The following is a 23,656-nucleotide window of genomic DNA, read 5'->3' on the forward strand; positions in this document are numbered from 1 at the left end:
TTGCCCTGATCGCGGCCACCGGTGCAATGCCGGTGGCCGCTGCGTCTCCCGCTCCTCCACTGATGTGGATCGCGGTGACGCTGGCCGCAGCCACGGCACTGGCCTGGCTGCTGCGCCGCCCCAGCGCACAGGCCGCATGGCCACGCATCGGTTTCGGGATCGCCCTGCTGCTGTTCTGCGCCGCACTGGCGCTGCAGCTGGCAGTGGACCTGGGCAGCGGCCACAGCTCGCTGCAACTGCGCCTGCATCGCGGCGTCAACGGCGGATCGCTGGTCGGCCTGCGCACGATGGTGGCGTGCTATCTGGCAGCGCTCGCCGCCAGCGGCTGGGGCGCGTGGAAGCTGCTGCGCCGGCGCTGACGAACACCCGGTCGTGCCGCCCGCTGGCCGACACCTCCACATTCTTTCGGTCGTGCCGGCCGCTGGCCGGCAACTCAACATTCCTTTGGTAGTGCCGGCCGCTGGCCGGCAACGCCACCTTCTTTCGGTAGTGCCGGCCGCTGGCCGGCAACCTCATGAACCTCCGGAAATAGCAGGCAGTTGCCGGCCAGCGGCCGGCACTACCTCAGCGGCGGGCCGCTTCGCTCTTGTCGCGCGCGCCGCGGAACTCCGATTCCTTTTCCCACGTCGGCCAGCGGCGGCTGTTGGCCAGCTCCGCGCCCAGATCGTAGACCAGCAGGGTATCGGCAGCGTGGCCGCTCGGGTCCCAGCTCGGCGTCCAGGCATCGCAGGCCTGGTGGTAGCAATCGGCGAAGTACTTCTCGCGCAGCGCGCGGCCGGCTTCAACCCCACCGTCCAGCTTGTCCAGGCCCGGGCCGATGGTGATTGCCGGCACGCCCAGGCGGGCGAAGGCGAAGTGGTCAGCGCGGTAGAAGAAGCCCGCTTCCAGGTTCGGGTCCGGGCTGTAGCTGCGGCCGCGGGCCTTGGCCACGCGTTCCAGGTCGCCTTCCAGCGAGACCCGGCCGTTGCCCCACGACGCGATGTCGCGGGTCGGGCCATCCGGGCTGAACATTTCGATGTTCAGCACCGCGGCGGTCTTGTCCAGCGGCGCCAGCGGGTGCGCGGCGTAGTAGCTGGCGCCCAGCAGGCCCTTCTCTTCGGCGGTCAGCGCCACGAAGTACAGCGTGCGCTGCGGCTGCGGGCCGGCGGCGAACACCCGGCCCAGTTCCAGCACCGTGGCCACGCCGGTGGCGTTGTCGATCGCACCGCGGCGGATGCGGTCCCCCTTGGCGTCGGGCTGGCCGATGCCGAACGCATCCCAGTGCGCAGAGAAGATCACCGCCTCGTCGCCATGCTCGCCACCGGGCAGCTTGGCCACCACGTTGCGGGTCACCACCTGCTCGCGCTTCAGCGCGAAGTCCACGCTCAGCTTGGCGTTGTCCAGTGCCACAGGACGGAAGTCGGCGCGCATCGCCTTGCGCTTCTCGGCATCGAAGTCGAGGCCGGCGTCGGCGAAGATCGCCTCGGCCAGCTCGCGCTGCATCCAGCCACGCAGCGGCGTGTGCTGCGCCATCGCCTCGTCCTGGCCGCGCTCGATGTCGAACAGCGGCGATGTGCCCGAGCTCTTCACCGTGGCCCAGCCGTAGGCGGCCGGCGCGGTCTCGTGCACGATCAGCACGCCTTCGGCACCACGGCGTGCGGCTTCCTCGAACTTGTAGGTCCAGCGGCCGTAGTAGGTCACCGCCTTGCCGTCGAATGCGCCCGGTGCATCGGCTTCGAAATCGGCATCGTTGATCAGTACCACGGCGATCTTGCCGTGCAGGTCCACGTCCTTGTAGTCGTTCCACTGGCGTTCCGGCGCATCGATGCCATAGCCGACGAACACCAGCGGCGCATTCCTGATCTGCACGCGCTTGCGCGGCTGCAGGCTCTGCAGGGTCACGTCCACGCCATTGGCCAGCGCACGCTTGCCCTGCTTCAGCGACAGGCTGGCCTTGGCCGGGCCGTCCAGCTGCGCGCGCACCAACGGGACCGGCTGCACCCAGCTGCCATCCACGCCGCCGGGCTGCAGGCCGTAGCTGCGGAACTGCTCGATCAGGTACTGCACCGTGCGCTCTTCACCCTCGGTGGCCGGCGCGCGGCCCTCGAATTCATCCGACGCCAGAACGCGCACATGGCGCGACAGCGCCTGCGGATCGATGCCGCCACCCGGCAGGTCGTTGGCCGCATGGGCAAGGCCACCGACGAACAGGCAGGACGACAGCAGCAACACGCGCATCGGATTCACGGCAGTACCACGGCTAGCTTGGAAGTCACCAGAGTGTAACGTGGTCGTGACATCACGGCGCGGCTTGGGCCCGCGTCATCCACGCAGGGCGTGGATCTACCTGCTGATGCGATCCAGCCAGCAGGCCAGGCCCTGTGCGTTGAGCTCGATATCCATCGCCAGCACGGTGGTCACTGCCGCATCGTCCAGCGCACAGCCATGCAGCTGTGCACGTTCCAGATACAGCGCCTGCAACGCGGCCAACAGGCAACGATGGCGGTCCGGTCGACCGTCGCACTGGCGGCCGATGGCGGCCATCGCATCGATCTGCTCGAACAGGTCGCCGGCCAGTTTCTCCGCCTGTTCCACACGACCGTAGTGGGTCAGGTACATCGCCTGCGGGCCGTAGCCCAGCATGCGCTGGATCGAGGCCTTCATCGCCTCCGGGTCGAACTGCACCGGCGAGGAGGTCGGGAAGATGAAAGCGCCCTGCACGCTGTCCAGCTCGCGGTAGGAGATACCGAAGGTATCGCCGGTGAACCAGCTGCGGCTGCGCGCATCCCATACGCAATAGTGATGCAGCGCGTGACCCGGCGTGTGCAGCAGCACCAGCTCGCGGCCGGCCAGATCGATGCGGTGGCCGTCTTCGGCCACCACCACGCGCGACTCCGGAATCGCCTCGATGCGGCCATAGCTGCGCGCGATCTCGTCGGCGCCATACACCGCCGTGGCACCGGCGATCAGCCGGGTCGGGTCGATCATGTGCGGCGCACCGCGCGGGTGCAGCACCGCCTTTGCGTTGGGCAGCTGCTGCATCAGCAGGCCGGCGCCGCCGGCGTGGTCCAGGTGCACGTGCGTGAGCAGCAACCAGTCCACCGCTTCCACGCCCAGGCCGGCATCCGCCAGCGCCTGCAGCATCGCCGGCACTACCGGTCCAGCCAGCGCGGTCGCAGCAGCAACGCCAGCACCAGCACCGCCAGGAACGCGCCGTAGGCGTACAGCACCGCCAGCACCTGCGGCCAGATCGGGCCGGCGCCGGGTTGCACCACGCCGATGCGGTAGCCCCACAGCATCGACACAATGCTCAGCGCGAACGCCAGTACCAGGGTGGTGCCATCGAACAGGCGCCGCCGCGCGCTACGCGGCTGGCGCGGGAACAGCCAGTACAGGCTGCCCAGCAGCAGGAACCAGGGCAGGAACAGCAGCATCGACAACCAGGCCATCGCAGACTCCATGTCATCGCGCCGGCGGCGCGTGGACATCATGCCATGGGTGCTGTGCCACGGTCGTGCCGGCGGGGGCGTCCCTGTAGAGCCGAGCCCATGCTCGGCTGCGTTGCTACCCAGCCGAGCACGGGCTCGGCTCTACAGGGGCGGAGCAAAGTCGAGCATGGCTCGACTCTACAAAGGGCAGGCAGGCCCGGCGATCAGGCCGCTTCGCGCAACACGGCCAGCGCGGCCAGCACGGCGTCCACCTCGGCGTCCAGCTTGAACAGCTCGCTCTGCAGCTGGTCGCCCTGCTCGGCCTGCTTGATCACGGCAATCAGCTGGCCGGCATCACGCGGCGAATCGAAGCCTTCGCTCTGGATCAGCAGCGTGCCGTCGCCGGCGGTCAGCTTGAAGTAGAACCGGCCGTCCTTCTCGCGGTACTGCTTGAACTGCGGCGGCGCCACGCGGGCCACGCCGGCATCTTCGCTGGCGATGTTGCCCGCCGTGGACAGGTCGCGCAGGCCCACGGCGTGGCGCAGTTCTTCCAGCAGCGGTGCCGCCAATTGCTCGCGCAGCTGCTGCCCACGGCGCTTGAGCAGCGCTTCGATCTTCTCCGGCTCGGCCATCAGCGCGTTGTAGCGCTCGCGCAGCGGCGACAGTTCACTGTCGATGCGCTCGAACAGCTGCTGCTTGGCGTCGCCCCAGCTGATGCCGGCAGCGAACGCCTTGGCGAACTCTGCGGTCTGTTCCGGCGTGGCGAACGCCTGGTACATCTGGAACAGCGCCGAGCCTTCGGTGTCCTTCGGCTCACCCGGTGCGCGCGAGTCGGTCAGGATCGAGAACACCAGCTTCTTCAGCTCCTCGCGCGGCACGAACAGCGGAATGGTGTTGTGGTAGCTCTTGCTCATCTTGCGGCCATCCAGGCCGGCCAGCGTCGCCACCTGCTCATCGATCACCACGTCCGGCAGCGGGAAGTACTCCTTGCCGTACACGTGGTTGAAGCGCTGGGCGAAATCGCGCGCCATCTCGATGTGTTGGATCTGGTCACGGCCCACCGGCACCTGGTTGGCCTTGAAGATCAGGATATCGGCGGCCATCAGCACTGGGTACATGAACAGGCCGGCGCTGACGCCTGCGTCCTCGTCCACGCCTTCCTCGCGGTTCTTGTCCACTGCCGCCTTGTAGGCGTGCGCCCGGTTGAGGATGCCCTTGCTGGCGATGGCGGTCAGGAACCACATCAGCTCGGTGGTCTCGCGGATGTCGCTCTGGCGGTAGAACCACACATGTTCCGGGTCCAGGCCGCAGGCCAGCCAGCTGGCCGCGATCTCCAGGGTCGCGCGCTGGGTGCGCTGCGGGTCCTGCGACTTGATCAGGCTGTGCAGGTCGGCCAGGAAGAAGAAGCTCTCGATCCCCGGCGCGCGGCTGGCGGCGATGGCCGGACGGATGGCGCCAACGTAGTTGCCCAGGTGGGGCGTGCCGGAGGGGGTGATGCCGGTAAGGACTCGGGTCGTCATGACTGCGTGGGGTAACCTTCGATGAACGGGGCCAGTTTACCTTGCACGCCACCAACCCCGTCAGGGCCTGCGGCGCGTTCATTCACCCAACCCCGCTGGAGACGCCCGATGAAACGCCTGCTGCCCCTGCTGCTGATCCTGCCCCTGGCCGGCTTCCGCCCGGCGCCACCTCCGCCACCGGCCTACGAAGGCGGCCCGGTGCGCATGACCCTGGTCGACCGCGACCGTGGCACCGAACTGCGCAGCTACCCCGCCGAGGGCCAGCGCTGGGTGGCCGGCGAGCGCGGCCACCGCTACGCCGTGCGCCTGTACAACGACAGCCCGCGCCGGGTGCTGGTGGTGCTGTCGGTGGACGGCGTCAACGCCATCTCCGGCGAGGATGCCGATCCCTCGCAGACCGGCTACGTGCTCAGCCCCGGCCAGCGCGCCGACATCACCGGCTGGCGCAAGAGCCAGGACGAAGTGGCGCAGTTCGTGTTCAGCAGCCCCAGCGGCAGCTATGCCAGCCGCACCGGCCGCCCGGACAACATCGGCGTTGTGGGCGTGGCGGTGTTCGAAGAGGCACGTCGCTGGCGCCCCGAGCCGATCCTGCGCCGTGGCCTGCCGCTGCCGGCCCCGGCGGCCGAAGCGGCGGCCGATGCCAGTGCCAGTGCCAGTGCCAGCCGCATCGAAGGCTACGCCAGCAAGTCGCAGGCCCCAGCGCTGGGTACCGGCCACGGTGCGCGCGAGCAGTCCTCGGTGCGCGATACCGACTTCGAGCGCGCCAGCCGCAGCCCCGCACAGGTATTGCAGCTGCGCTACGACAGCGCCCGCAACCTGCGTGCGCGCGGCATCCTGGTGGATTCGCCCTCGCGCCTGCCGCGCGAACCGCAGGCGTTCCCCAACCGCTACGTGCCGGACCCGCCGACGCGCTGATCGTCCCGCGCAGACAACACGACGCCCGCAACCTCACGGTGCGGGCGTCGTGTTGTGGGGGAAACCGAAGCGCTTACTTGTAGTCCGGGTAGTCCTTGCTCACCGCGTCCTGGAACTCGCGCACTTCCTTCTCCGCACGGTCCTTGGCCCAGCCATAACGTTCCTGCAGGCGACCGGCCAGATACTCGGCATTACCTTCGGCCACATCGAAGTCGTCGTTGGTCAGATCGCCCCACTTGGCCTGGGCCTTGCCCTTCAGCTGCGACCACTTGCCGGAAATGATGTCTTTGTTCATTGCTGGGAGTCCTTGGTTGCAACGGCGTTCTTACCGTGGCTCCAGCTTCGCGCAGCGGCTGTTGAGTACCGGTCAACCGGCAATGAAATACATGCTCACCTGCTTGAATGGTTCACTCCGCTTCGACAGCCACGCGGCAAACAGCGCGCACAAAAAAGGCCGGGAAGATTCCCGGCCTTTTCGCTTTCCAATCCGCGCCGGGCTCACTTGCCCTTGGCGGCGTCCTCAACTTTTTCACCGGCCTTCTGCACGTCCTTGCCGGCACCGGCAACGGTATTGCAACCGGCCAGCAGGGCCACCGAGAACATCGACAACAGCATCAGGGCAACTACGCGCTTCATGGGCTTCTCCTTGGGTTCGCCGCTACACCGCTTCATTCGCGGATGGGGTTCTGTCGCTCGGCGGGAGGGCACACTGCCACCGCCGCCGCGTGAAGTGCAATCTGGCGGCAGCGGCGTGGAGCGGGTGTGAACGGATCGGCGATCCGTTCAGGCCAGGCCCTCAGTCGCGCATCAGGGTGGACTTGCCGAACAGGCTTTCGACCAGGTCCACGGCCAGTTCGGCGGTGGCATTCTGCTTGTCCAGCAAGGGGTTGAGCTCGACGATGTCCAGCGATCCCATGCGCCCGGTGTCGGCGATCATCTCCATCACCAGCTGCGCCTCGCGGTAGTTCACCCCACCCGGCACCGTGGTGCCCACGCCCGGCGCGATGCTCGGGTCGAGGAAGTCCACATCGAAGCTGACATGCAGGTGAGTGTTCTCATCGATGCCGGCCAGCGCCGCCTCCACCGCGCGCTTCATGCCGTTCTCATCGATGTAGCGCATGTCGTACACATCCACCTTGTGGGTCTTGATCAGGCGCTTCTCCTCAGGGTCCACCGAGCGGATGCCGATCTGGTGCATCTGCGCCGGGGTGATCGCCGGTGCGCTGCCGCCCAGGTGGGTCAGCGCCTCCGGGCCGAGGCCGCACAGGCAGGCCACCGGCATGCCGTGGATGTTGCCCGACGGGGTGACATCGCTGGTGTTGAAATCCGAGTGCGCATCCAGCCACAGCACGCGCAGGGTCTTGCCCTGCTCGCGGCACCAGCGCGCGACGGCGGTGATCGAACCGATCCCCAGGCAGTGGTCGCCGCCGAGCATGATGGGCATGCGGCCGGCCTGCAGCTCGGCGTAGCTGGCTTCCATCAGTGCATGGTTCCACGCCACCACTTCATCCAGATGGCGGTAGCCTTCCACCGGCGCGGTCCACGGGTTGCGCGGGCCATCCAGATTGCCCACGTCACGCACGTCCACACCACGCGCTTCCAGCGCCTCCGGCAGGCCCGCCACGCGCAGCGCCTCCGGCCCCAGCCGTGCACCGCGATGGCCCGCACCGACGTCGGTGGGAACGCCAATCAGGGATACGGAGATGGGATGGGCCATGGGTGCCTCCTGCGGTGGGGAAAAAGAAGCACAGTCTAGCCAGAGCTGTGTGACACCACTCGCGGCGGTGCAGCAGGGCAATGCCCGGATCGCCGCGAGCACAAAGGCGCCCCCGTCAGGCATTCCAGCGCTGAGCGATCAGAAATCCGCCCTTCCTTGATCCACTTCACACCCGAGTCGGCATCGCCTCTTACCCACGGCGGTCCTTGTGTCCACCCTGCGTCGGCACCCGGACGGTGCGGCTTCATTTCCCCAACCCTGGAGAACGACGCACATGAAACATGCACTCAATGGATTTGCGGTACTGGCAATTGCCCTGGGCGGACTGTTTCCGGCAGCTGCCAATGCCTCCTCGCAACGCATCACGCATACGGTGACCACCGACGCGTATCCCATGCAGACGGCGAGCGCACGCCAGGTGCTCGACTGGGTGGCGCAGCGGGTAAAGCCGTCGTTCGCCCCACAGGGCTACGGCAACGTACAGGTGGAACGGCGTGCGTTCTCCGTAGGGCGCGCGTCTGCACGCTCGGATGAATCGATTCCCGGCAAGCTGCCGGAGCAGGGCATTCCCGGTGAGATCTACCGGGTGGAGAACCTGCTTCCCGACGGCTCCCTGCAGACGTGGGAATTCACCTGGGTGGAACCCTCGTCCGGCCATGGCGGCGGCTGGGATGTCACCGGGTACACCTACAAGAAGGGAAATGACCCGGTAAACCAGCAGTAACGGGACGGGGGCAACGCGTGCCGCATTGCCCCCTTCAGACACGCGGCCGACGGCGGGTTTGCCGCCGCGGCACCTCAACCGCCGCGGCGACGAACCGGCGTCAGGCTCTGCACCTGGCCGTTGTTGCGCATCATGCACAGGAAGCGGCCATCGGGATAATCGATGATCAGTTCCTGGTAATCGCTGCCCACCGGCATCTGGGTCACCAGCGTGCCCTGCGCGCCCTTGCGCATGTTGCAGGAACCCAGCGCGGTATCGCCCGCCGGCGCGCTGTACGCCACCTTGGACACATTGTGGAACACCGCCCGGCACCCGCCGTTCACCCATACCGAGTGCCGCGACAGGCCCCAGTTCTGCCCTTGTTCGCAGCGGGTGTGGCTCAGCTGGCGCACCATCTCCACGTTGCCGCGCGTATCCATGTCGCACGACACCTGCTGCTGGCCGGTGGATTCGCAGGTCACCTCGCGTGGCAGCGCCGCATCGTTGTCTTCATCGTGGCGACGGCGGTCGCGATGCTCTGCCGGCGCGGGCGTTCCGCTGGCAGTGACCTGGCAGATGCCATTGGCGCCGCCACGGCCGGTATAGCTGATCTGCGGCGTGCCATCGTCGCTGCGGCTGATCGACAACGTGATGCCACTGCTGGCATCGCGCGCTTCGACGTAGCGGTCGTTGAAGCGTTTCAGCGCCGCCTCGCGGCCCTGCACGTAAACGGGGCCGGCTTCGTCGGCGTGCACATCGATACCGCCCGGGCAGCTGGCGTTGAAGAACGGCACCGCGGCCATGGCCGGGGCCACGAAAGCGGTGGACACCAGTGCGACGGTGAGCGACAGGGCATGGCGACGCATGTGCGGATCCCGAAGGGGCCCAGGGTGGGCGTGTAGCGGCAGTATGCGGTGGGGCGCTGCGGCCTGTCCGTGAGGACTATCAAGAACCCGGCGGCGCGCGCGGGGATTCAGGTCTGATACGGTGTTCCTGGAGCCCTGCCGGGGCGGTTAAGCCAGCTTTACGTCGTGGGCCGCGATGGGCCGTGCGACAGCAATGGCGCAGCCGGATGTATCGTGGTTCGCGGCACTGCGCGAACTGTCGCTTCTGGCATTGCACTGCTCGAAACAGGCCAAACGCGATAATTCATTTTTCCTTTCAGATCACCCGATGCCATCGAAACAAACGACTGGCAGGCGGTGATTTCGCATGCGCATGATGAATTGCCACCTTCAGCGGGGTGGCCGGGATTTCCAACCCGAAGACTGAAAGCTGTATACGCTTGCCAGCCGGCGTCGACTTCTCAAAAGCGGCGCCGGCTGGCAATCCGTTCGCCGATCGACGGCGGGCGGTGCGTGGGGGCCTCGTGCCCACCGGCTCATTCAGTCCCGGGATTGGAAACCACGTATCGCCCGCCACCCTTCTCCGGTGGCACCTCTGTTCCTGACGAGGATGCCCGCATGTCCAGAACCCACCACCCCTACCTGACCGCCACCCTGGGCGAGGCCGCCCTGCGCCTGCCGCCCGAACTGGCGCAGCCGTTGGAAGCCGCTTTCGCCGCCGCCAACGAGGCAGCCGCGCCGATCAATCTTCCCAGCTGCCTGCAGCGCATCCGCGCCGGTGATGCCGCCGATGGACAGCCGTGGACGGGGCCCGCCAGCACACCCGGCCAGGCCGTGGCCGCCGCACGCCGGGATCGCGCTGCGGTGGGTCTGGTGTCGTTGTTGGAGCTGTATCACGCCGCCGAACGCGTGCGCGTGGACGGGGAAGAGAAGGACGATATCGGCGATGGCACGCGCGAAGGACTGATGCTGGCCTGCCGGGGGCTGGCGGAGTATGTGGCGTTGCAGGTGCGTAGCTGAGGCTGCGGCGGTCGCAGTGTCTGTGCGGCGTTGATCGATGGATTTGCCCACGTCATGCATTGAGCTGGCTCAGCGGGTTGGGGCGAGAAAACTGGCGAAAGGCGGTTCCTTCATTTTCGTTCCACCGCCTTCGACCGACGCGGTGCCGACGCATCATGATCGGCGCATGCGCTTATGCTGCGCTGGCGTGCAATCGCACACCCAGGGCCCGGGTCACTTTCAGGATGGTCGCGAAATCAGGGCTGCGCTCGCCGGACAGTGCGCGATACAGACTCTCGCGCGACAGGCCTGCCGCACGCGCAACCTTGCTCATGCCCTGAGCGCGCGCGATGTCGCCGAGCGCCTTGGCGATGAACGCGGAATCGCCGTCGCTTTCGTCGATGCAGGCGTCGAGATAGGCGGCCATTTCTTCGGGTGTCCGAAGATGTTCGGCCACATCAAATGCTTTGAGTTCGACTTTTTTCTTAGTGGCCATGATGGAACAGCTCCAGTACTTCGGTATTGATTCGTTTCGACTACAGCCGGTTCGAAGCTCACAGGGCAAATGCAATCTCCCTGGCCTTTTCGATATCGCGTTGCTGTGAGCTTTTGTCACCTCCGACCAAAAGAATCAGCAACTGCCTGCCGCGCTGGGTGTAGTACAGGCGGTAGCCCGGCCCTGCATCGATACGCAGTTCGGAAATACCGTCCCCCAGATAGCGGTGATCACCCGGCTGGCCTTCGGCGAGCCGACCGATGCGAGCCAGGATGCGAGCGCGTGCAGTTACGTCCTTGAGAGCGTCAATCCATGTCGCGAACTGACGGGTACGCTGGATCTTCATGGAGGACTGTAGCCTACCGGCTACAGTCTTTCAACTATCGGATTGCCCGCATGGAGGTGTGCTCGGCCTTCCGTCTGATGTTTCCTCCCTCGCAGCTGACGCCCCGTTTTTCAAACTGGAAAGTGGAACCGGGTGCGTTTTCAGTAGCTCATTTTTCACGGGAACCCGATCCGTACTCACAAAACGCTGTGCTAGATTCAAGAGCGTGACATTGGCGCGAGAGATGCTTTCATGGATGCGTGGGTCGAGAAATGCGATTCTTCATCAAAACGCGGACGTCGGCGCCGCCTCTGGATCGCAGCGCGTCGTCGCCTCGCGATCGTTATTCCGGCGCTTGTGCTGACAGCATGTTCGAGCGCCGCGACGTCGCCCCCATCAGATCATGTGAATCAAAGACAGGCCATCAAATCAGGGAGTGAAGCTGGTATGGAGCGATTCAAGAACAGCATCGAGCGATTGTCCAATGTGCGTTTTGGCGATATCGATGCATTGAACGAACAGCTTCACACGCATCTTGGAAAACCGGCTCGGCAGGGCCTGAGAGACGAGCGAACCGCAGAACGTGGAATGTTGGGCGGCCTTGAAGTTCGGAACATCACACTGAGAAGTGCTGTCGATAATCCTGCGCAGGCGAAGCTGACCTTCGATGTCGCGCCACCGAGCGTCGCGCTCAAAGAAGTCATCTGGGAGGGAACGGCGCAGTATCCACCTCGGCCTGATGCCCCTGACTCCCTCCCTTACTGGACCGCGCCGGTCAACGGTGCTGAGGTTGTACTCACTCTGGCCCCTGACAATGCGACATTGACCCACGTATTGATCAGTCAGCGTTGACCCCCTGGGCAGGAGCTCGAACATGGAACGTACTGAAGACTCTGAACTGCCGCAGCCGCAGGAGGGGCCTCGCCCAGGACCCGTACGTCGGCCGGAGTCCCCGTTGGCTGACCCTTCGTTGGCGCCGCTTCTGGCGAAATCCCCAACACTTCGGGCGGGTCTCGCACAGGCCGAGCGCGACGATGTGGATGTTGTCTGGGGACAAGCCGGTAGGGGCACCTATCTTGTTCCCGGTGAGAAGATCGTTATTGACGAGAACGCCGTTGGGCAAGGCCCCAGAATCGCGCGCTCTCTTTCCCATGAAGTGGGGCACCATCTCTTCACTGAACGTCCCGATCCGACGTCCAAGCAATCCTATGTAAACACCCTGCTACGCGGAGAAGCAGCTGCGACGCTCAGTAATGTCCAGGTCCAGCGTGAACTCATTGCAGCTGGTGGGCCGGACATTGGTGTGTCCGGCACGGGTAATCGTCCACAACAGTATGGAGCTATTGCCGTTGAACTCCAGGCCGGGCGGATCAATCGAAACCAAGCGCTTGGACAGATCGCTGAAGTGTTCAAAACAGAGGCTCCTTCTGTTGGTCCTCATGCGACATACGAGCTTTACTATGGCGCGCACTATGATCAGCACATAGGACCCACGCAGCGTCGACGTAGGCCCGAGCCAGAACTTGACGCCGAGCGCACTTCGGCTGCGGAAAGAGTCGCCGTGGTCGCCGACGACTCACTTTCGCTGCAACGAGCTACCTTCTCAGTAGCTGAACTCTGCGATGCTGACCGTTCTCTCTATAAGCAGATAAGAGCGGGTGTGGAACGCCTGGATGCCGAGAGCGGGAAGCAGTGGGATGAGTCGAGTCAACGCATGTCCGCGAGTTTGCTGGTGCTCGCGAAGGAGCAAGGGCTTTCAAGAGTTGACCACGTTGTAGTGAACAACCCGACAGAGTCCCTTGCACGTGGCGAGAGAGTATTCATCGTCGAGGGAGCGATGGACGATCCTGCCCAACGCCGTGGAACCATGAATACGATGGACGCGCTCCGCGCGCCTGAAGCAGAGTCACTTCATCGCGCTGATTCATTGGCAGCAAATCTTGAACAGCAGTCAGCGCAGCAGGTCCATGCGCAGGACGGACCATCATTCTCAAGGTAGTACTGCCGAGGCACCGGGTGTACCGCCTTTCGAACCACTGGGCGAGTACCTGGAGCAGCGCAAAGAGGCACTGACTCATGGGGATGGTGCCGCTTATCCGAATCGAACGGATGACCTACTGTTTACAAGATAGTTGGATTAACCAATGAAATCATCCACTTATGTGCCGTCTTTTTCCCGGTGGCGGTTCGTGGAACGCCTGTGGTTCGTGGTCGCATGGTTGAATTTTCCCGGTGGCTTAGGGGGTGTCCCGGAGCTGCAGGCACCGCTTACACGCTCCGCGCACGGCAGCAACGGCTAGGCTGTGCCCCATGTGCGGCCGCTTCGTCCAACGCCCGGTTCTAGACTTCGGCATGCCGTCGCTGGTCGACCTCGCGCCGGCGTTGGCCGAGATCCCGCCGAGCTACAACCTGCGCCCACCCAGCGGGCGTCGGTCATCCTCGATCGAGGAACAGGCAGGCAGCTGTCTCGGCTAGCGTGGGGCCTGTTGCCGTTCTGGGCCAAGGCCAAGAACCTGCAGGGTTCGACCATCAATGCACGCATCGAGACGGTGGCCACCAAGAACAGCTTCCGGGCCGCGTTCAAGAAGCGCAGATGCCTAGTGCCGATGGCCGGCTACTACGAGTGGTCGATCAGCGAGGTGGACGGCAAGAAAGACCCCTGGTTCATCCACGCAGCCGGCCCACTTTGGGCTGCAGGGCTGTGGGAGGACACCAGCCCGTTGCTGCCTGACGGCAACCTGGGCACCTTCACCATCATCACCGGCGACAGCAGCGGCGTGTCGGCCGATATCCACGACCGGATGCCTGTCTGGATCGACCCTGGCCAGCTCGACGCGTGGCTCACGGCTGAGCCGGAGGAAGCGATGGCGATGCTGCTGGCTTCCGAGCCGCCCGCTATGCAGGCTTACCGCGTGAGCCGGGCTGTGAACACCCCACGCAACAACACCGAGCAGCTCCTGCAGCCCGTAGCCTGAGCGTATGCCGGCAGGCGTCTACCCCTCCCATCCGAAGGGTGGCTTGATGTGCAGCTTCTTCAGCCTGTTCGCCCGCACCGCCTCTCGATAGGCCTCGATCTTGGCCACATCCTCGCGCAGGCGGGTCTCGTGCCTGGTCACCCACATCTCGGCGCCGGCCCGCCCCTGCTCGTAGCTGGTACACCAGCGGAACGGCCCGCCGGGACCATGCCGGTGCCGGTCGAGACTGGCGATCCAGATCCCGTCGTTCACCCGTTGCATCAGTACGACCACCCACACGCCGCTGCAAGCGATGACCGTGGGGGCATCGTCCGGGAGGCTGGCAGAGCGCGTCGTCCAGTAGAAGTCGGGGGGCAGCGGCATGGCCGGCAGGATACGGCTGGGCGTCGCAAACGCTGCGACAAGGGCGCGGGCTGCAGGCGTGAACGCGTGCGGCGGCAGGGAAGCGGATGGCCCCCTTACGCGCGATAGAGAGCAATTTTTGAGGTGACCACGGGAAAGAGGTAACAAAGGTAATCAGCCCCTCGAATTCGGCGCCTTAACGTTTAAAATCAATTACTTATACGATCTTTATGAAGGTAACAATAGGGTAACCTTCGAGTAACCCGATTACCTTTTGGGGAGGTAACATCGGCAGGGGAAAAATTCCTTATGAATCAATGACATTACTTTGTAGGAGGCAGAAAATTACCTCCCATCACCTCAAAAGGTAACCACCTTTATGCTTTTGCAATCAAAGGCTTAGGCCCTGTCCGAGGCTGCGTGTTACCTGGTTACCTCCTTCCCGTGGTCACCTGAAAAATCGGGCCTGTCGAGAAGGGCCAGGAAACGCCCGCAGAGGGCCTCGCAGACGCCCCTCTCGCGCAGGGAACCGCAGGGCCGGGCATTGGCTGGAAACCCCGGAGAACGCCATACAGGGCCGGGGCTGGGCTTTGCTGCGGGGAGTGCAGAAAAAGCACCCTACGAAGTGCGCAGGCGTGGCGGGGAGACGAGTGCGCGCGCCCAGGTCAGCGGCGGTAGGTGGGTTGGGGCAGCCGGTGTCGCGCCCGCCCGGCGCTATGCTGCTGCCCCCTATCAGGAGCAAGGCACGTGGATCTACTCAAGGACGCAATGGACCGCGCGCTCGCAGAGATGCGCCGCCAGGACTCGCAGCGACGCTCCCTTCCCCGCGAATCGTTGATTGCCTTGGCTTCCGATGCCCAGCAGGTCATCGACGCCACCCGCGCGGCAATGGCAGATGGTGCTGGCGGCCCTCGGACGGAGCGGCGCATGGCTGCCGGTGGCCTGCTGGTTTACGCTCTGGACATCGCATGGTCGGCCTGTCACCTGCTGCGCACGGACCCGGTGCGCACGCACATCGTGGTGCTCACCCTGTGGCGCCCTTTGCTGGAGGTCTGGCTGCGTGCGGCATTCTTCGCATTGGAAGCGACCGACGACGAGGTAGCGGCGTTCCTCCAAAAGGGGAAGCTTCCTCGGCGCAATCCGAAAGACCCAAGAGATTTCAGCCCGCGACTGATCGCGGGTCTTGTCGGCCCGACGATCTGCCCGGACGAACCGGACTTGCTGAATGACCTGGGCGCTGAGGTGAAGGACTGGCACGGCCTCGTGCATGGCGGCAACATCGTTGTTGACCTGTATGACGGCGGGGACACGCTTCAATCGCAGGTCGGCCCAGACGACATGGCGGTCATAGTTAACCGGGTCGCAGTCGTCGCGTGCCTGATCGGGCTGGTCGGCCTGAACCTATCCGTAGACGAAGGCAGGCGCGCGGAGATTGAGCCCCTCCAAGCCAGCCTTACCGAACGAGTCCGCTCATTCCAAGCACGATGGCCTCAAATCCAGCGGGATAGGTTGGCGTAGGCAATGAAGAAAGCCGCCCGAAGGCGGCTTGTGGTGGGCTGTGGTGCGGATGGCTTACCGTGCGGCCAGGCGCGACCTGGCTACATCGAGATAGTGCGCCGTCATCTCAATGCCGGTCCAGTTGTACCCCTCGGCATCCGCGGCCACCAGGGTGGTGCCAGAACCGGCGAACGGGTCGAGGATGCGGCCGCCCTGCTCACAGATGCGCACAAGCTGGCGCATGAGATCGGTCGGCTTGCCCGTGAGGTGGTGCTTGTCGGCTCTACGCACGGCCTCGCGGAACACACCCGGCAGCGTGGGTGCCGCCCGGCCCAGCGGCATTCCGCCCTTGCTGCCCCACACAACGTACTCGGCCTGATTGGAGAAGCGGCCACGCTGCGGTCGCACGCCACCCGTCTTGTCCCACACCGCCACACCGCGCCATGTGAAGCCGGCGCATTGCAGCGCGTCGGTGGTCAGGGGTAGCTGCCGCCAGTCGGTGAAGAGCAACACGGGCGCGCCATCCCGCAGAACGCGGTGGCACTGCGCCAGCCACAGGTGCATCCACGCCAGGTGCGAACGCTGGTCGCGTTCGTCGCTGGGGAAGTCGGCATGCAGGTGCGGGCCACCGCTCTGCATGTACTTCTCGTTCGGACTGCGCTGACGGGCGGAGGCATGCGTGCCGCCGCTGGCGTATGGCGGATCAGTGATGAGGGCGTCGAAGCTGTTGGCCGGCAGGGTCGGCAGGACGGTCAGCGCATCGCCGTGGATCAGTTCGTTCTTCATGGGTAGAGCCTTCTTCGTGGTGTCGCTCGCGGCGATCCATGGAGAGGCTCTGGGCCTTCATGTGGTTCATGTCCCCACACCGGGGGCACTTCATCTGTAGGTCGTAATCGCCAGCCGCTTTGGCCAACAGGCGCGCACAGGCGCCGCAGCGCAGGTTCTGTCGGGCTTGATTCATGCTGCTGCCGCTCCCAGCTCGAAGGCGTCGAAGCGGATCACCTCCTGCCCGAGCCACTCGTTGATCGCGGTCATGCGCGTCTGCAGTGGGGCAAGTTCCATCGCCGCCCACACCGCCGCTGCGTCCCGGATCGAGCCAAAGCCGCCGCTGTTCTGCGGGACGATACCGAGCAGCTGCGGCGGTACCCGTAGCGCGGCCAGCATGTCGTCACGGGTCACGCTCTTGATACCGGTGAACTCATCCCTGGCCGCGACCTCGCTGACCGGGATCACCTGCAGGCCGTCCTTCTTGCCGTTGGGCGAGTGCACGAACAGGTTTTTGAAGTTGCCCGGCCCGCGCGACTGCCGAAGCGCGTCCCGCAGCGCATCCACGTCCATGCCCTCGGGCTGGGGGTCGGTCATGTAGAGGATGTAGCCGGCGTGCGAGCCGTTGTTGTAATACTTCCGCCGGAACAGCGTGGCCGACTCGTTGAGCAGCGCGGCCTGCACGGCCGGCATCCATTCCGGCAGGCCGTAGATTTCCTGATCGGCATCCGCCTCCCGCAGCTGGAACACCTCACCGGCTGGAAACTCATGCTCTACCCGCCCGGCGCGCACCTGAAAGAACTCACCGGGCTGCACGCCACGGCGCACGTACTGCGCCAGCGGCACGGCCAGGCTGTGTGCCGCACCAGACATGGCGCGGCGCCGCTCGACATACCCCATGCCGAAGGTGGTGTAATCCAGCGCCAGCTGCGAGAACGCCTCGCGGGTCAGCAGCCGGTGCGGCCGGAACGTGCGCACCAGCATGTTGCGTTTGAACGTCAGGCCACTGTGCAGGTACGGGTTGGAGCGCGTGGTGCGCGACAGCCCTTGCAGATCCACCGGCGGCTCGAAGTAGCGGCCATTGCGCCAGCATTCGAGGTAGTCAAGGAAGCCACGCGATTCCAGCACCGGGCTGGCCTCGCCAAAGGTGAACGCCTCGATACTCGCCGGCGGCGCGCTGGGTGCGCCGTGGTCAGTGTCGGTCATCAGAAAATCTCCATGGTGCCGCGCGCAGCCTGTCCGCCTTCCAGCGGTTCATTCTGCAGCGCGTGCATGAGTGCCCAGGCCAAGTCGGCATGGCCAGTGGTACGCGAGCGCCCGGCGGTGTAGGTCACCTGGCGCCCGCTCGGGGTGATGGTTTTCTGGATCGCCAGCAGCGACTGCGTGAGGTCGGTCCAGCCGGCGTCGTACTCCAGCCGTTCGTCATTGATTACGTCGTAGGCTTTCAGCACCAGCCGCGTTTTCACCTCGGGCGAGTAGTTGAAGACGGTCACGCCGGGGAAGAACTGGCGCACCAGCTGTGCAACGCCGGTGCCCATGCCGGTCGCATCAACGCCGATGTAGGTCACCCAATAGCGCTTGGTGATCTGCTCGATGAACGCGGCTTGGTCCTTGAACTCCATGCCCTTGAACTGGTGCCGTTCCAGCACGCGGAACTTGCCCCCGGACATCAGCGGCGGGGCCACCACCACAATGCCCGCGCTGTCGCCGGTCTCGGCCGGGTCGTAGCCGATCCACACGGCGCGGTCGCCGTAGGGACGGACGGCAAACGGCTTGTAGTCGTCCGCCCACTCGACCCAGCTATCGACCTGGCAGGGCTGCAGCATGGTTAGCGGGAACACGCTGGCGCTGTCATCCACGAACTCGCACATCAGCAGATTGGCGAATTCCTCGGCGCTGTAGTCGCGGCGTAGTTCCTCGATGTCGAACAGGTCACAGCCACGGCCCGCCGCATCGAGAACGGTCACGATCTGGCGCCAGATCGCGTCCTCACAACGCCGGCCACCCATCAGGCGCGCGTGGCTCACATCCAGCTGGATCTGCTGGGACACCGAGCGTCCCTTGTTGAAGCGCTCGCCGGTCCAGAAATCGAAGGCTTCATGCGCCATGGTGGACGGCGTGCTGAAGTAGGTCTTGCGCCACTTCTTGTGCATCGCCATGCCGCTGGCGACCTTGTTCAGCTGGTTGAAACCGTAGGTCCAGAAGAACTCGTCAAAGTAGAAATTGCCGTGGTAGCCCTGTGCGGTGCGGGCGTTGGTGCCCAGGAAGAACAGCTCGGCGCCATTAGCCAGGGTGATCGGGTCGCCGGTCAGGTCACGGTCCAGCACCTCACGCACGAAGCCCCGCATGTAGCCGAGGAAGATGTGCGCCTGGCTCTTGGATGCGCTCAGGAAAATCTGATTGCGGCCGGTGGTCAGCGCGTCGATCAGCGCCTCGCGGGCGAAGTAGTAGGTGGCACCGATCTGGCGCGACTTCAGGATGATGCGTGTGCGTTCGTTCCCCGCCCGGTACCAATCGCGCTGGTAGTCGAAACAGCCATCCACGAATGCCGCCTGCAGGCGCTCGATCTCTTCCTCGCTGAACTCGTTCTTGCGCGCCTTCTTCTTGGGAGCCGCGTTGCGGTTGGCCACCGCCGGATTGAGGTCAGCCTCGTTGCCACCGCCCTGGTACCGTTGAATGCGCGCCTGCCGTTCCAACTGGCGGTGCAGCAGATCAATCTCTTTGAAGTCACCGCCGGTCTTGCCTTCCTTGTGGATCAGGATGGCCAGGCGTGCCTCCAATGCGCCGCCGATGCGCTCGACGGTGTCTGCGCGGTCCCATTCGTCTCGCGCCTTCCAGCTGTGGACCGTCTTTTCCTTTTCGCCGATCAGCGAGGCGATATCGCACACGCGCCAACCCATCCAGTACAGGAACTTGGCTTGGCGTCGTGGATCGACGTGGAGTTTTTCGGCTACGCTGGTCACGTGAACAGGTTGCCCGCCGCCACGCGCGCGCGACACGAAAAACCCACGTAGAACAGCGGCTTACAAACTGACCGCGTTGCCGCTACAGCGCCCTCATTCGACCATGGGTCATCGCATCGAGAACCGATGCGCAACGACACCAGCAGAGGGCGAGATGGCCAGCAAAACCAAGAAGCGTTCCGAGTTCTTTCGTGTTGCCGTCGAAGGCGCCACCACCGATGGCCGCGTGATCGAGCGGCAGCAGATTGCCGAGATCGCCGAGACGTACAACCCGGAGGTCTATGGCGCCCGGATCTGGATGGAGCATATCCGCAGCTCGCTGCCGGATAGTCCCTTCCGCGCCTACGGTGACGTGCTGGCAGTCAAGGCCGAGGAGGTCGATATCGCCGGCAAGAAGAAGCTCGCCCTGTTTGCGCAGGTGGAGCCAACTGACGACCTGGTGGAGATCGTCAACAACCGTAAGCAAAAGGTCTTTACCAGCATCGAGATTTCCCCGGAGTTCGCCGACAGCGGCAAGGCATACCTGTTCGGCTTGGCCGTGACGGACTCCCCCGCCAGCCTGGGCACCAGCATGCTCGCGTTCTCGGCCCAGCACCCGGAGAGCAGCCCGCTCAAGGACCGCAAGCAGGCCCCGGAGAACCTGTTCACCGAGGCCACCGAGACGGTCATCAAGTTCACCGCCGAGGATGAGCCGGAGGGTCGCCCCGGCCCGGTCGCCGCGCTCCTTTCGAGCCTCGGCCTGGGCAAGAAGGCCGCGCCGGCGCCTGCCAAGGAAGATCCCGAGTTCAACGTGGCCGAGTTCGCCGATCAGCTGCTCGGCGCGGTGGGTGAACAGGATGCGGCCATGGCCAAGCTCGGCCAGGACAACCGCGCACTGCGCGAGCAGGTGCAGGCGCTGTCCACTCAGGTTGCTGGCCTGCGCAAGAGGCTGGACGACACCCCGCAGGCATTCACCCAGCGTCCGGTTGTTCCGGGTGGCAAGGATGTGGACGCCGCCAACATCACCGATTGCTGATCGGACCCTCTCTCACCATTCCGGAGCTACCCCATGCGTACCGAAACCCGCCGCCTGTTCGAGGGCTACACCCAGCAGGTTGCCACGCTGAACAACGTCAGCGGTGTGGCCAACACCTTCTCTGTCGAGCCGACCGTGCAGCAGAGCCTCGAAGCCCGCATGCAGGAAAGCAGTTCCTTCCTGCAGGCGATCAACATGGTCGGCGTGAACGAACTGAAGGGCCAGAAGGTTGGCGTTGGCATCACCGGCACCATTGCCGGCCGCACTGACACCAGCGGCGATGGCGAGCGCAACCCGTCCGATCCGACCTCGCTGGTGTCCAACACCTACGAGTGCCAGAAGACCGACTTTGACACCGCCCTGCCCTATGCCCGTCTGGACGCCTGGGCACATCGCCCCGAATTCCAGACCCTGATCCGGGACGCGATCATCCAGCGCCAGGCACTGGACCGGATCATGATCGGTTGGCACGGCACCAGCATTGCCATCAACACCAACCGCGTCGCCAATCCGATGCTGCAGGATGTGAACAAGGGCTGGCTGCAGAAGTACCGCGAGCATGCGCCCGAGCGCGTCATGACCGAAGGCGTTGATGGCAGTGGCAAGATCAAGGTGGGCGGTACCGACGCTGACTACGGCAACATCGATGCCCTGGTGATGGACCTGGTCGCCAACATGATCGACCCGTGGCATCAGGAAGATCCGAGCCTGGTGGTGATCTGCGGCCGCCAGCTGGTGCACGACAAGTATTTCCCGATCATCAACCGTGACAACGCCCCCACCGAGAAGGTCGCGGCCGAACTGATCCTGGGCGCCAAGCGCATCGGTGGCCTGCAGCCGGTCATCGTGCCGTTCTTCCCGGCCAAGTCGCTGATGGTGACCAGCCTGAGCAACCTGTCGCTGTACTGGCAGATTGCCTCGCGCCGCCGTCACATCATCGAGCAGCCGAACAAGAACCGCGTCGCCAACTTCGAGTCGTCCAACGATGACTACGTGGTGGAGGACTACGGCCTGGGCGCGGTGGCCGAGAACATCGAGTTCGGGATCTGACAATGGCCGACACCCCCGCCAGCCGCCATGTAAAGCGTGCGCTCGCCTCGAAGGAGGCGGCGCGCACCGCCGGCAGCAACCTGATGGAAGGGACCACGATCTACCAGCAGATGCAGGTGCGCCTGGCTTCCGACCGCGCCCGCCTGAAACAGATCCAGTCCACGCAGGGCAAGGCTCAGCTCAAGGCTGCACTGCTGCCGTCCTATGCCCCATATCTGCAGGGTGTGCTTTCGGCGGACGCCGGCGGCAAGGACGATATCGTCTCTACGCTGATGCTGTGGCACTTCGATGCCGGGCTGTTCGATGCCGGCCTCGACATTGCGCGGTACGTCCTGACCCACGGTCTGGATATGCCGGACACCCACAAGCGCACAGCGGCCTGCGTGGTGGCTGAGGAGATCGGGTTGGCCGCGCTGAACGCGCTCAAGACCAGCGCCCCGTTCGACCTGAATGTGATCGACCGGGCGGCCACGCTCACCGACGGCCAGGACATGCCCGACGAAGTGCGCGCCCGTCTGCTGCTGGCGCGTGGACGCAGCCTGCTGGCCACCGATACCGAGGCTGCGCCGCTGAGCGCCGACGCAGTCGCCCAGGCCATCGAGGACCTGCGCACCGCCATCCAGCTGCATGACAGCTGCGGCGGCAAGGAAGACCTCAAGCGCGCCGAGCGCCTGAAGAAGAAGTTCGAGGACAGCCAGTCCAACGACTGACCTCACACCGAGCGTACCCCGCGACCCCGCCGGCTCGGGGCCGATCACCAAGACCTCTCTCCCTTGGTGTGACGCCCCGACCACCGGCGACCTACGGACACACCATGAGCGCATTCACCGCCAACGCATCGCCTGCACCCAAGCTCGCCCCCGTCACCGCCGGTGCATTCTGGCCGGAGATCGACGTGGAGGCGCTGCGCGAAGCCATCCGGGTGCCGGGTGATGTGCTGGCGGCGCGGCTGCGCAACACCGTGGTGGTGGCCGTGGCCTCAGTGACGCGGGAGCTGGCGTTGTGGCAGGCCCGCAAGGAAGCGGACGGCTTTGCTGCGCTGGCAGACATACCGGCGCAGCAGATCGACGGAGAGTCGGTGCTGCTGCAGCTGTACCGGCGCGCAGTGCAGTGCTGCACCGCCGTGGAGCTGCACGAGCGCTACCGGTCCTATGACGCTACCGCCCAGGGCAATCAACGCGCCGACGATCTGACCCCGACCATTGATGAACTGCGGCGCGATCACCGCAACGCCATCAGCGATCTGCAAGGGCTGCGCCGGGTCACGGTGGAGTTGATCTGATGCGCGTCCGCTCACTACAGGGCGACACCATCGACGCGCTGTGTCATCGGCACCTCGGAACCACCGCCGGCATGGTCGAGAGGGTGATGGCGCTGAACTATGGAATCAGCCTGCATGGCCCTGTCCTGCCCATGGGCACCGTGGTGGAACTGCCGGACGTACCGACACCCTCAACCGGCGCAGTGATGCGTCCCCTTGTCCAGCTATGGGATTGAAGATGACCGAACCAACTTCCACCGGCAGCATGGCCGCACTGGCCACCGGCGTCGGCCTCGCCTCGCTGCTGCCGGGCATCGAGACGGACGCATTCATCGGCGCGTTCGCCGGTGCCACACTGTTCGTCGTATCGGCCAAGGATCTGTCGCTCTGGAAGCGGCTGATCTACTTGGCCATCAGCGTGGTGGCCGGCTACATGGGCGGCACGGAGGTCATGCGCCGGTTTGACGTGGCGTCCAGCGGCCTGGCCGCGTTCCTGTGTGCGGCCACCATCATCACCCTTACCCTGGCACTGATCGAGCGCAGCCGCAGCGCCGATCCGAGCCGCCTGCCGCGCGGAGGCTCCGATGGCTGAACTACTGACCACCGCCACGCTGCTGTGCTGCGTGGCCATCTGCGTGCGCCTGCTGACCTACCGGCCGGCGCCCAACGCCAACCATCGCCACGGCATCGCCTGGTGCGCCTGGCTGCTGATTGCCAGCACTGGTGGGCAGGCCCTGCAGATCATCCTGCAGGGCGCCGGCGCCCGCGTCACCGCTTGGCAGCTGGCACTGTTGGTGGTGCTGCTGGTGGCGGTCTATCGGGCGCGTGGGAACGTGGCCCACCTGTTCGGGAGCAACTGAC

30 protein-coding genes are annotated in these 23,656 nt (G+C 65.1%); 15 read left to right on the forward strand and 15 right to left on the reverse strand.

What is annotated here, in order from left to right:
* Positions 1-62: 62 nt before the first annotated feature.
* A complete protein-coding gene (locus VG556_RS13150; RefSeq protein WP_014645635.1) occupies positions 63-359 on the forward strand; it encodes a hypothetical protein in 297 nt (98 codons plus the stop codon).
* 205 nt (positions 360-564) lie between these two features.
* Here the strand turns inward: VG556_RS13150 and VG556_RS13155 are convergent, their stop codons facing one another.
* The 4 genes from VG556_RS13155 to VG556_RS13170 all read right to left on the reverse strand — a co-directional run bounded on the left by VG556_RS13155 (position 565) and on the right by VG556_RS13170 (position 4,927).
* A complete protein-coding gene (locus VG556_RS13155) occupies positions 565-2,217 on the reverse strand; it encodes a M28 family metallopeptidase (protein WP_049404009.1) in 1,653 nt (550 codons plus the stop codon).
* Between the two features lie 105 nt (positions 2,218-2,322).
* Entirely contained in the window at positions 2,323-3,123 is an 801-nt protein-coding gene (locus VG556_RS13160; RefSeq protein ID WP_423180026.1) for an MBL fold metallo-hydrolase, read from the reverse strand.
* Positions 3,124-3,131: 8 nt separating this feature from the next.
* Complete coding sequence (locus tag VG556_RS13165; RefSeq protein ID WP_100450913.1) at positions 3,132-3,428, reverse strand: hypothetical protein; 297 nt, start codon at positions 3,426-3,428, stop codon at positions 3,132-3,134.
* 203 nt (positions 3,429-3,631) lie between these two features.
* Positions 3,632-4,927, reverse strand: coding sequence for a tryptophan--tRNA ligase (locus VG556_RS13170; protein ID WP_014645631.1), 1,296 nt, complete (start codon positions 4,925-4,927; stop codon positions 3,632-3,634).
* A 108-nt stretch (positions 4,928-5,035) separates the two neighbouring features.
* Between VG556_RS13170 and VG556_RS13175 the strand changes: the two genes are divergently transcribed.
* The gene (locus tag VG556_RS13175) at positions 5,036-5,842 is read left to right on the forward strand and encodes a hypothetical protein (protein WP_049403869.1); all 807 of its coding nucleotides are present in this window, start codon (positions 5,036-5,038) and stop codon (positions 5,840-5,842) included.
* Positions 5,843-5,915: 73 nt separating this feature from the next.
* Here the strand turns inward: VG556_RS13175 and VG556_RS13180 are convergent, their stop codons facing one another.
* From VG556_RS13180 to rocF, 3 genes are all read right to left on the reverse strand, one after another.
* Positions 5,916-6,137 carry a CsbD family protein gene (locus VG556_RS13180; RefSeq protein ID WP_004153772.1) on the reverse strand — a complete coding sequence of 74 codons (222 nt, stop codon included), beginning with the start codon at positions 6,135-6,137 and terminating at the stop codon, positions 5,916-5,918.
* Positions 6,138-6,340: 203 nt separating this feature from the next.
* Positions 6,341-6,478: an entericidin A/B family lipoprotein gene (locus tag VG556_RS13185; protein ID WP_014035659.1), complete on the reverse strand. Its 138-nt coding sequence runs from the start codon at positions 6,476-6,478 to the stop codon at positions 6,341-6,343.
* Positions 6,479-6,638: 160 nt separating this feature from the next.
* Positions 6,639-7,559: an arginase gene (gene rocF, locus VG556_RS13190; protein WP_032956249.1), complete on the reverse strand. Its 921-nt coding sequence runs from the start codon at positions 7,557-7,559 to the stop codon at positions 6,639-6,641.
* A 274-nt stretch (positions 7,560-7,833) separates the two neighbouring features.
* On the opposite strand from rocF, the gene VG556_RS13195 reads away from it, so the two are divergent.
* Positions 7,834-8,283, forward strand: a complete 450-nt coding sequence (locus tag VG556_RS13195; protein WP_032956250.1) for a hypothetical protein — start codon at positions 7,834-7,836, stop codon at positions 8,281-8,283.
* Positions 8,284-8,357: 74 nt separating this feature from the next.
* Here VG556_RS13195 and VG556_RS13200 read toward each other — a convergent pair whose 3' ends face one another.
* Positions 8,358-9,128, reverse strand: coding sequence for a DUF3011 domain-containing protein (locus tag VG556_RS13200; RefSeq protein ID WP_100450912.1), 771 nt, complete (start codon positions 9,126-9,128; stop codon positions 8,358-8,360).
* Between the two features lie 597 nt (positions 9,129-9,725).
* On the opposite strand from VG556_RS13200, the gene VG556_RS13205 reads away from it, so the two are divergent.
* Complete coding sequence (locus tag VG556_RS13205; RefSeq protein ID WP_049403859.1) at positions 9,726-10,127, forward strand: hypothetical protein; 402 nt, start codon at positions 9,726-9,728, stop codon at positions 10,125-10,127.
* Positions 10,128-10,299: 172 nt separating this feature from the next.
* Here the strand turns inward: VG556_RS13205 and VG556_RS13210 are convergent, their stop codons facing one another.
* Entirely contained in the window at positions 10,300-10,602 is a 303-nt protein-coding gene (locus VG556_RS13210; protein WP_032956253.1) for an addiction module antidote protein, read from the reverse strand.
* Between the two features lie 58 nt (positions 10,603-10,660).
* The gene (locus VG556_RS13215; RefSeq protein WP_049403856.1) at positions 10,661-10,948 is read right to left on the reverse strand and encodes a type II toxin-antitoxin system RelE/ParE family toxin; all 288 of its coding nucleotides are present in this window, start codon (positions 10,946-10,948) and stop codon (positions 10,661-10,663) included.
* 231 nt (positions 10,949-11,179) lie between these two features.
* Between VG556_RS13215 and VG556_RS13220 the strand changes: the two genes are divergently transcribed.
* The 3 genes from VG556_RS13220 to VG556_RS13230 all read left to right on the forward strand — a co-directional run bounded on the left by VG556_RS13220 (position 11,180) and on the right by VG556_RS13230 (position 13,902).
* Positions 11,180-11,779 (forward strand): hypothetical protein, encoded by a 600-nt coding sequence (locus VG556_RS13220; RefSeq protein WP_141098883.1) that lies wholly within the window; start codon positions 11,180-11,182, stop codon positions 11,777-11,779.
* 103 nt (positions 11,780-11,882) lie between these two features.
* On the forward strand, positions 11,883-12,926 hold the full coding sequence (locus VG556_RS13225) for an XVIPCD domain-containing protein (protein WP_234413122.1): 1,044 nt from the start codon (positions 11,883-11,885) through the stop codon (positions 12,924-12,926).
* Positions 12,927-13,239: 313 nt separating this feature from the next.
* Positions 13,240-13,902 carry an SOS response-associated peptidase gene (locus VG556_RS13230; RefSeq protein ID WP_423180027.1) on the forward strand — a complete coding sequence of 221 codons (663 nt, stop codon included), beginning with the start codon at positions 13,240-13,242 and terminating at the stop codon, positions 13,900-13,902.
* Between the two features lie 18 nt (positions 13,903-13,920).
* On the opposite strand, the gene VG556_RS13235 is transcribed toward VG556_RS13230, so the two are convergent.
* Entirely contained in the window at positions 13,921-14,265 is a 345-nt protein-coding gene (locus tag VG556_RS13235) for a hypothetical protein (RefSeq protein ID WP_245003204.1), read from the reverse strand.
* A gap of 726 nt (positions 14,266-14,991) precedes the next feature.
* Between VG556_RS13235 and VG556_RS13240 the strand changes: the two genes are divergently transcribed.
* Positions 14,992-15,762, forward strand: coding sequence for a hypothetical protein (locus VG556_RS13240; RefSeq protein ID WP_423179994.1), 771 nt, complete (start codon positions 14,992-14,994; stop codon positions 15,760-15,762).
* A 54-nt stretch (positions 15,763-15,816) separates the two neighbouring features.
* Here VG556_RS13240 and VG556_RS13245 read toward each other — a convergent pair whose 3' ends face one another.
* Genes VG556_RS13245 through VG556_RS13260 form a run of 4 tightly spaced genes read right to left on the reverse strand, consistent with a single transcriptional unit; the run spans position 15,817 to position 19,469 of the window.
* Positions 15,817-16,527: a DNA-methyltransferase gene (locus tag VG556_RS13245; RefSeq protein ID WP_142235549.1), complete on the reverse strand. Its 711-nt coding sequence runs from the start codon at positions 16,525-16,527 to the stop codon at positions 15,817-15,819.
* Positions 16,445-16,702, reverse strand: a complete 258-nt coding sequence (locus VG556_RS13250; RefSeq protein ID WP_081307635.1) for a Com family DNA-binding transcriptional regulator — start codon at positions 16,700-16,702, stop codon at positions 16,445-16,447. Before VG556_RS13250 ends, VG556_RS13245 begins: the two co-directional genes overlap by 83 nt.
* The gene (locus VG556_RS13255) at positions 16,699-17,712 is read right to left on the reverse strand and encodes a phage portal protein (protein WP_423179995.1); all 1,014 of its coding nucleotides are present in this window, start codon (positions 17,710-17,712) and stop codon (positions 16,699-16,701) included. Before VG556_RS13255 ends, VG556_RS13250 begins: the two co-directional genes overlap by 4 nt.
* Positions 17,712-19,469, reverse strand: a complete 1,758-nt coding sequence (locus VG556_RS13260) for a terminase ATPase subunit family protein (protein ID WP_423179996.1) — start codon at positions 19,467-19,469, stop codon at positions 17,712-17,714. Before VG556_RS13260 ends, VG556_RS13255 begins: the two co-directional genes overlap by 1 nt.
* A 154-nt stretch (positions 19,470-19,623) precedes the next feature.
* Between VG556_RS13260 and VG556_RS13265 the strand changes: the two genes are divergently transcribed.
* From VG556_RS13265 to VG556_RS13295, 7 genes are all read left to right on the forward strand, one after another.
* Positions 19,624-20,484 carry a GPO family capsid scaffolding protein gene (locus tag VG556_RS13265; protein ID WP_423179997.1) on the forward strand — a complete coding sequence of 287 codons (861 nt, stop codon included), beginning with the start codon at positions 19,624-19,626 and terminating at the stop codon, positions 20,482-20,484.
* 33 nt (positions 20,485-20,517) lie between these two features.
* Positions 20,518-21,534 (forward strand): phage major capsid protein, P2 family, encoded by a 1,017-nt coding sequence (locus VG556_RS13270; protein WP_423179998.1) that lies wholly within the window; start codon positions 20,518-20,520, stop codon positions 21,532-21,534.
* 2 nt (positions 21,535-21,536) lie between these two features.
* On the forward strand, positions 21,537-22,244 hold the full coding sequence (gene gpM / locus VG556_RS13275) for a phage terminase small subunit (protein WP_423179999.1): 708 nt from the start codon (positions 21,537-21,539) through the stop codon (positions 22,242-22,244).
* A 104-nt stretch (positions 22,245-22,348) separates the two neighbouring features.
* The gene (locus VG556_RS13280) at positions 22,349-22,816 is read left to right on the forward strand and encodes a head completion/stabilization protein (protein WP_423180000.1); all 468 of its coding nucleotides are present in this window, start codon (positions 22,349-22,351) and stop codon (positions 22,814-22,816) included.
* Entirely contained in the window at positions 22,816-23,031 is a 216-nt protein-coding gene (locus tag VG556_RS13285) for a tail protein X (RefSeq protein ID WP_014648126.1), read from the forward strand. The genes VG556_RS13280 and VG556_RS13285 overlap by 1 nt, the downstream gene beginning before the upstream one ends.
* A 2-nt stretch (positions 23,032-23,033) precedes the next feature.
* Complete coding sequence (locus VG556_RS13290; protein WP_049405104.1) at positions 23,034-23,387, forward strand: putative holin; 354 nt, start codon at positions 23,034-23,036, stop codon at positions 23,385-23,387.
* The gene (locus tag VG556_RS13295) at positions 23,380-23,655 is read left to right on the forward strand and encodes a phage holin family protein (RefSeq protein ID WP_014648128.1); all 276 of its coding nucleotides are present in this window, start codon (positions 23,380-23,382) and stop codon (positions 23,653-23,655) included. The genes VG556_RS13290 and VG556_RS13295 overlap by 8 nt, the downstream gene beginning before the upstream one ends.
* Position 23,656 lies beyond the last annotated feature (1 nt).

The sequence above is a fragment of the Stenotrophomonas sp. CASM106 genome (assembly GCF_049384825.1).
In the GTDB taxonomy this organism is placed as follows: domain Bacteria; phylum Pseudomonadota; class Gammaproteobacteria; order Xanthomonadales; family Xanthomonadaceae; genus Stenotrophomonas; species Stenotrophomonas muris.

Coding starts and splice junctions, on each gene's coding strand:
- VG556_RS13150 (WP_014645635.1), top strand. CDS start 63: ATGTGGATCGCGGTGACGCTGGCCGCAGCCACGGCACTGGCCTGGCTG.
- VG556_RS13155 (WP_049404009.1), bottom strand. CDS start 2,217: ATGCGCGTGTTGCTGCTGTCGTCCTGCCTGTTCGTCGGTGGCCTTGCC.
- VG556_RS13160 (WP_423180026.1), bottom strand. CDS start 3,123: ATGCTGCAGGCGCTGGCGGATGCCGGCCTGGGCGTGGAAGCGGTGGAC.
- VG556_RS13165 (WP_100450913.1), bottom strand. CDS start 3,428: ATGGCCTGGTTGTCGATGCTGCTGTTCCTGCCCTGGTTCCTGCTGCTG.
- VG556_RS13170 (WP_014645631.1), bottom strand. CDS start 4,927: ATGACGACCCGAGTCCTTACCGGCATCACCCCCTCCGGCACGCCCCAC.
- VG556_RS13175 (WP_049403869.1), top strand. CDS start 5,036: ATGAAACGCCTGCTGCCCCTGCTGCTGATCCTGCCCCTGGCCGGCTTC.
- VG556_RS13180 (WP_004153772.1), bottom strand. CDS start 6,137: ATGAACAAAGACATCATTTCCGGCAAGTGGTCGCAGCTGAAGGGCAAG.
- VG556_RS13185 (WP_014035659.1), bottom strand. CDS start 6,478: ATGAAGCGCGTAGTTGCCCTGATGCTGTTGTCGATGTTCTCGGTGGCC.
- rocF (WP_032956249.1), bottom strand. CDS start 7,559: ATGGCCCATCCCATCTCCGTATCCCTGATTGGCGTTCCCACCGACGTC.
- VG556_RS13195 (WP_032956250.1), top strand. CDS start 7,834: ATGAAACATGCACTCAATGGATTTGCGGTACTGGCAATTGCCCTGGGC.
- VG556_RS13200 (WP_100450912.1), bottom strand. CDS start 9,128: ATGCGTCGCCATGCCCTGTCGCTCACCGTCGCACTGGTGTCCACCGCT.
- VG556_RS13205 (WP_049403859.1), top strand. CDS start 9,726: ATGTCCAGAACCCACCACCCCTACCTGACCGCCACCCTGGGCGAGGCC.
- VG556_RS13210 (WP_032956253.1), bottom strand. CDS start 10,602: ATGGCCACTAAGAAAAAAGTCGAACTCAAAGCATTTGATGTGGCCGAA.
- VG556_RS13215 (WP_049403856.1), bottom strand. CDS start 10,948: ATGAAGATCCAGCGTACCCGTCAGTTCGCGACATGGATTGACGCTCTC.
- VG556_RS13220 (WP_141098883.1), top strand. CDS start 11,180: ATGGATGCGTGGGTCGAGAAATGCGATTCTTCATCAAAACGCGGACGT.
- VG556_RS13235 (WP_245003204.1), bottom strand. CDS start 14,265: ATGCCGCTGCCCCCCGACTTCTACTGGACGACGCGCTCTGCCAGCCTC.
- VG556_RS13245 (WP_142235549.1), bottom strand. CDS start 16,527: ATGAAGAACGAACTGATCCACGGCGATGCGCTGACCGTCCTGCCGACC.
- VG556_RS13250 (WP_081307635.1), bottom strand. CDS start 16,702: ATGAATCAAGCCCGACAGAACCTGCGCTGCGGCGCCTGTGCGCGCCTG.
- VG556_RS13255 (WP_423179995.1), bottom strand. CDS start 17,712: ATGACCGACACTGACCACGGCGCACCCAGCGCGCCGCCGGCGAGTATC.
- VG556_RS13265 (WP_423179997.1), top strand. CDS start 19,624: ATGGCCAGCAAAACCAAGAAGCGTTCCGAGTTCTTTCGTGTTGCCGTC.
- VG556_RS13270 (WP_423179998.1), top strand. CDS start 20,518: ATGCGTACCGAAACCCGCCGCCTGTTCGAGGGCTACACCCAGCAGGTT.
- gpM (WP_423179999.1), top strand. CDS start 21,537: ATGGCCGACACCCCCGCCAGCCGCCATGTAAAGCGTGCGCTCGCCTCG.
- VG556_RS13280 (WP_423180000.1), top strand. CDS start 22,349: ATGAGCGCATTCACCGCCAACGCATCGCCTGCACCCAAGCTCGCCCCC.
- VG556_RS13285 (WP_014648126.1), top strand. CDS start 22,816: ATGCGCGTCCGCTCACTACAGGGCGACACCATCGACGCGCTGTGTCAT.
- VG556_RS13290 (WP_049405104.1), top strand. CDS start 23,034: ATGACCGAACCAACTTCCACCGGCAGCATGGCCGCACTGGCCACCGGC.
- VG556_RS13295 (WP_014648128.1), top strand. CDS start 23,380: ATGGCTGAACTACTGACCACCGCCACGCTGCTGTGCTGCGTGGCCATC.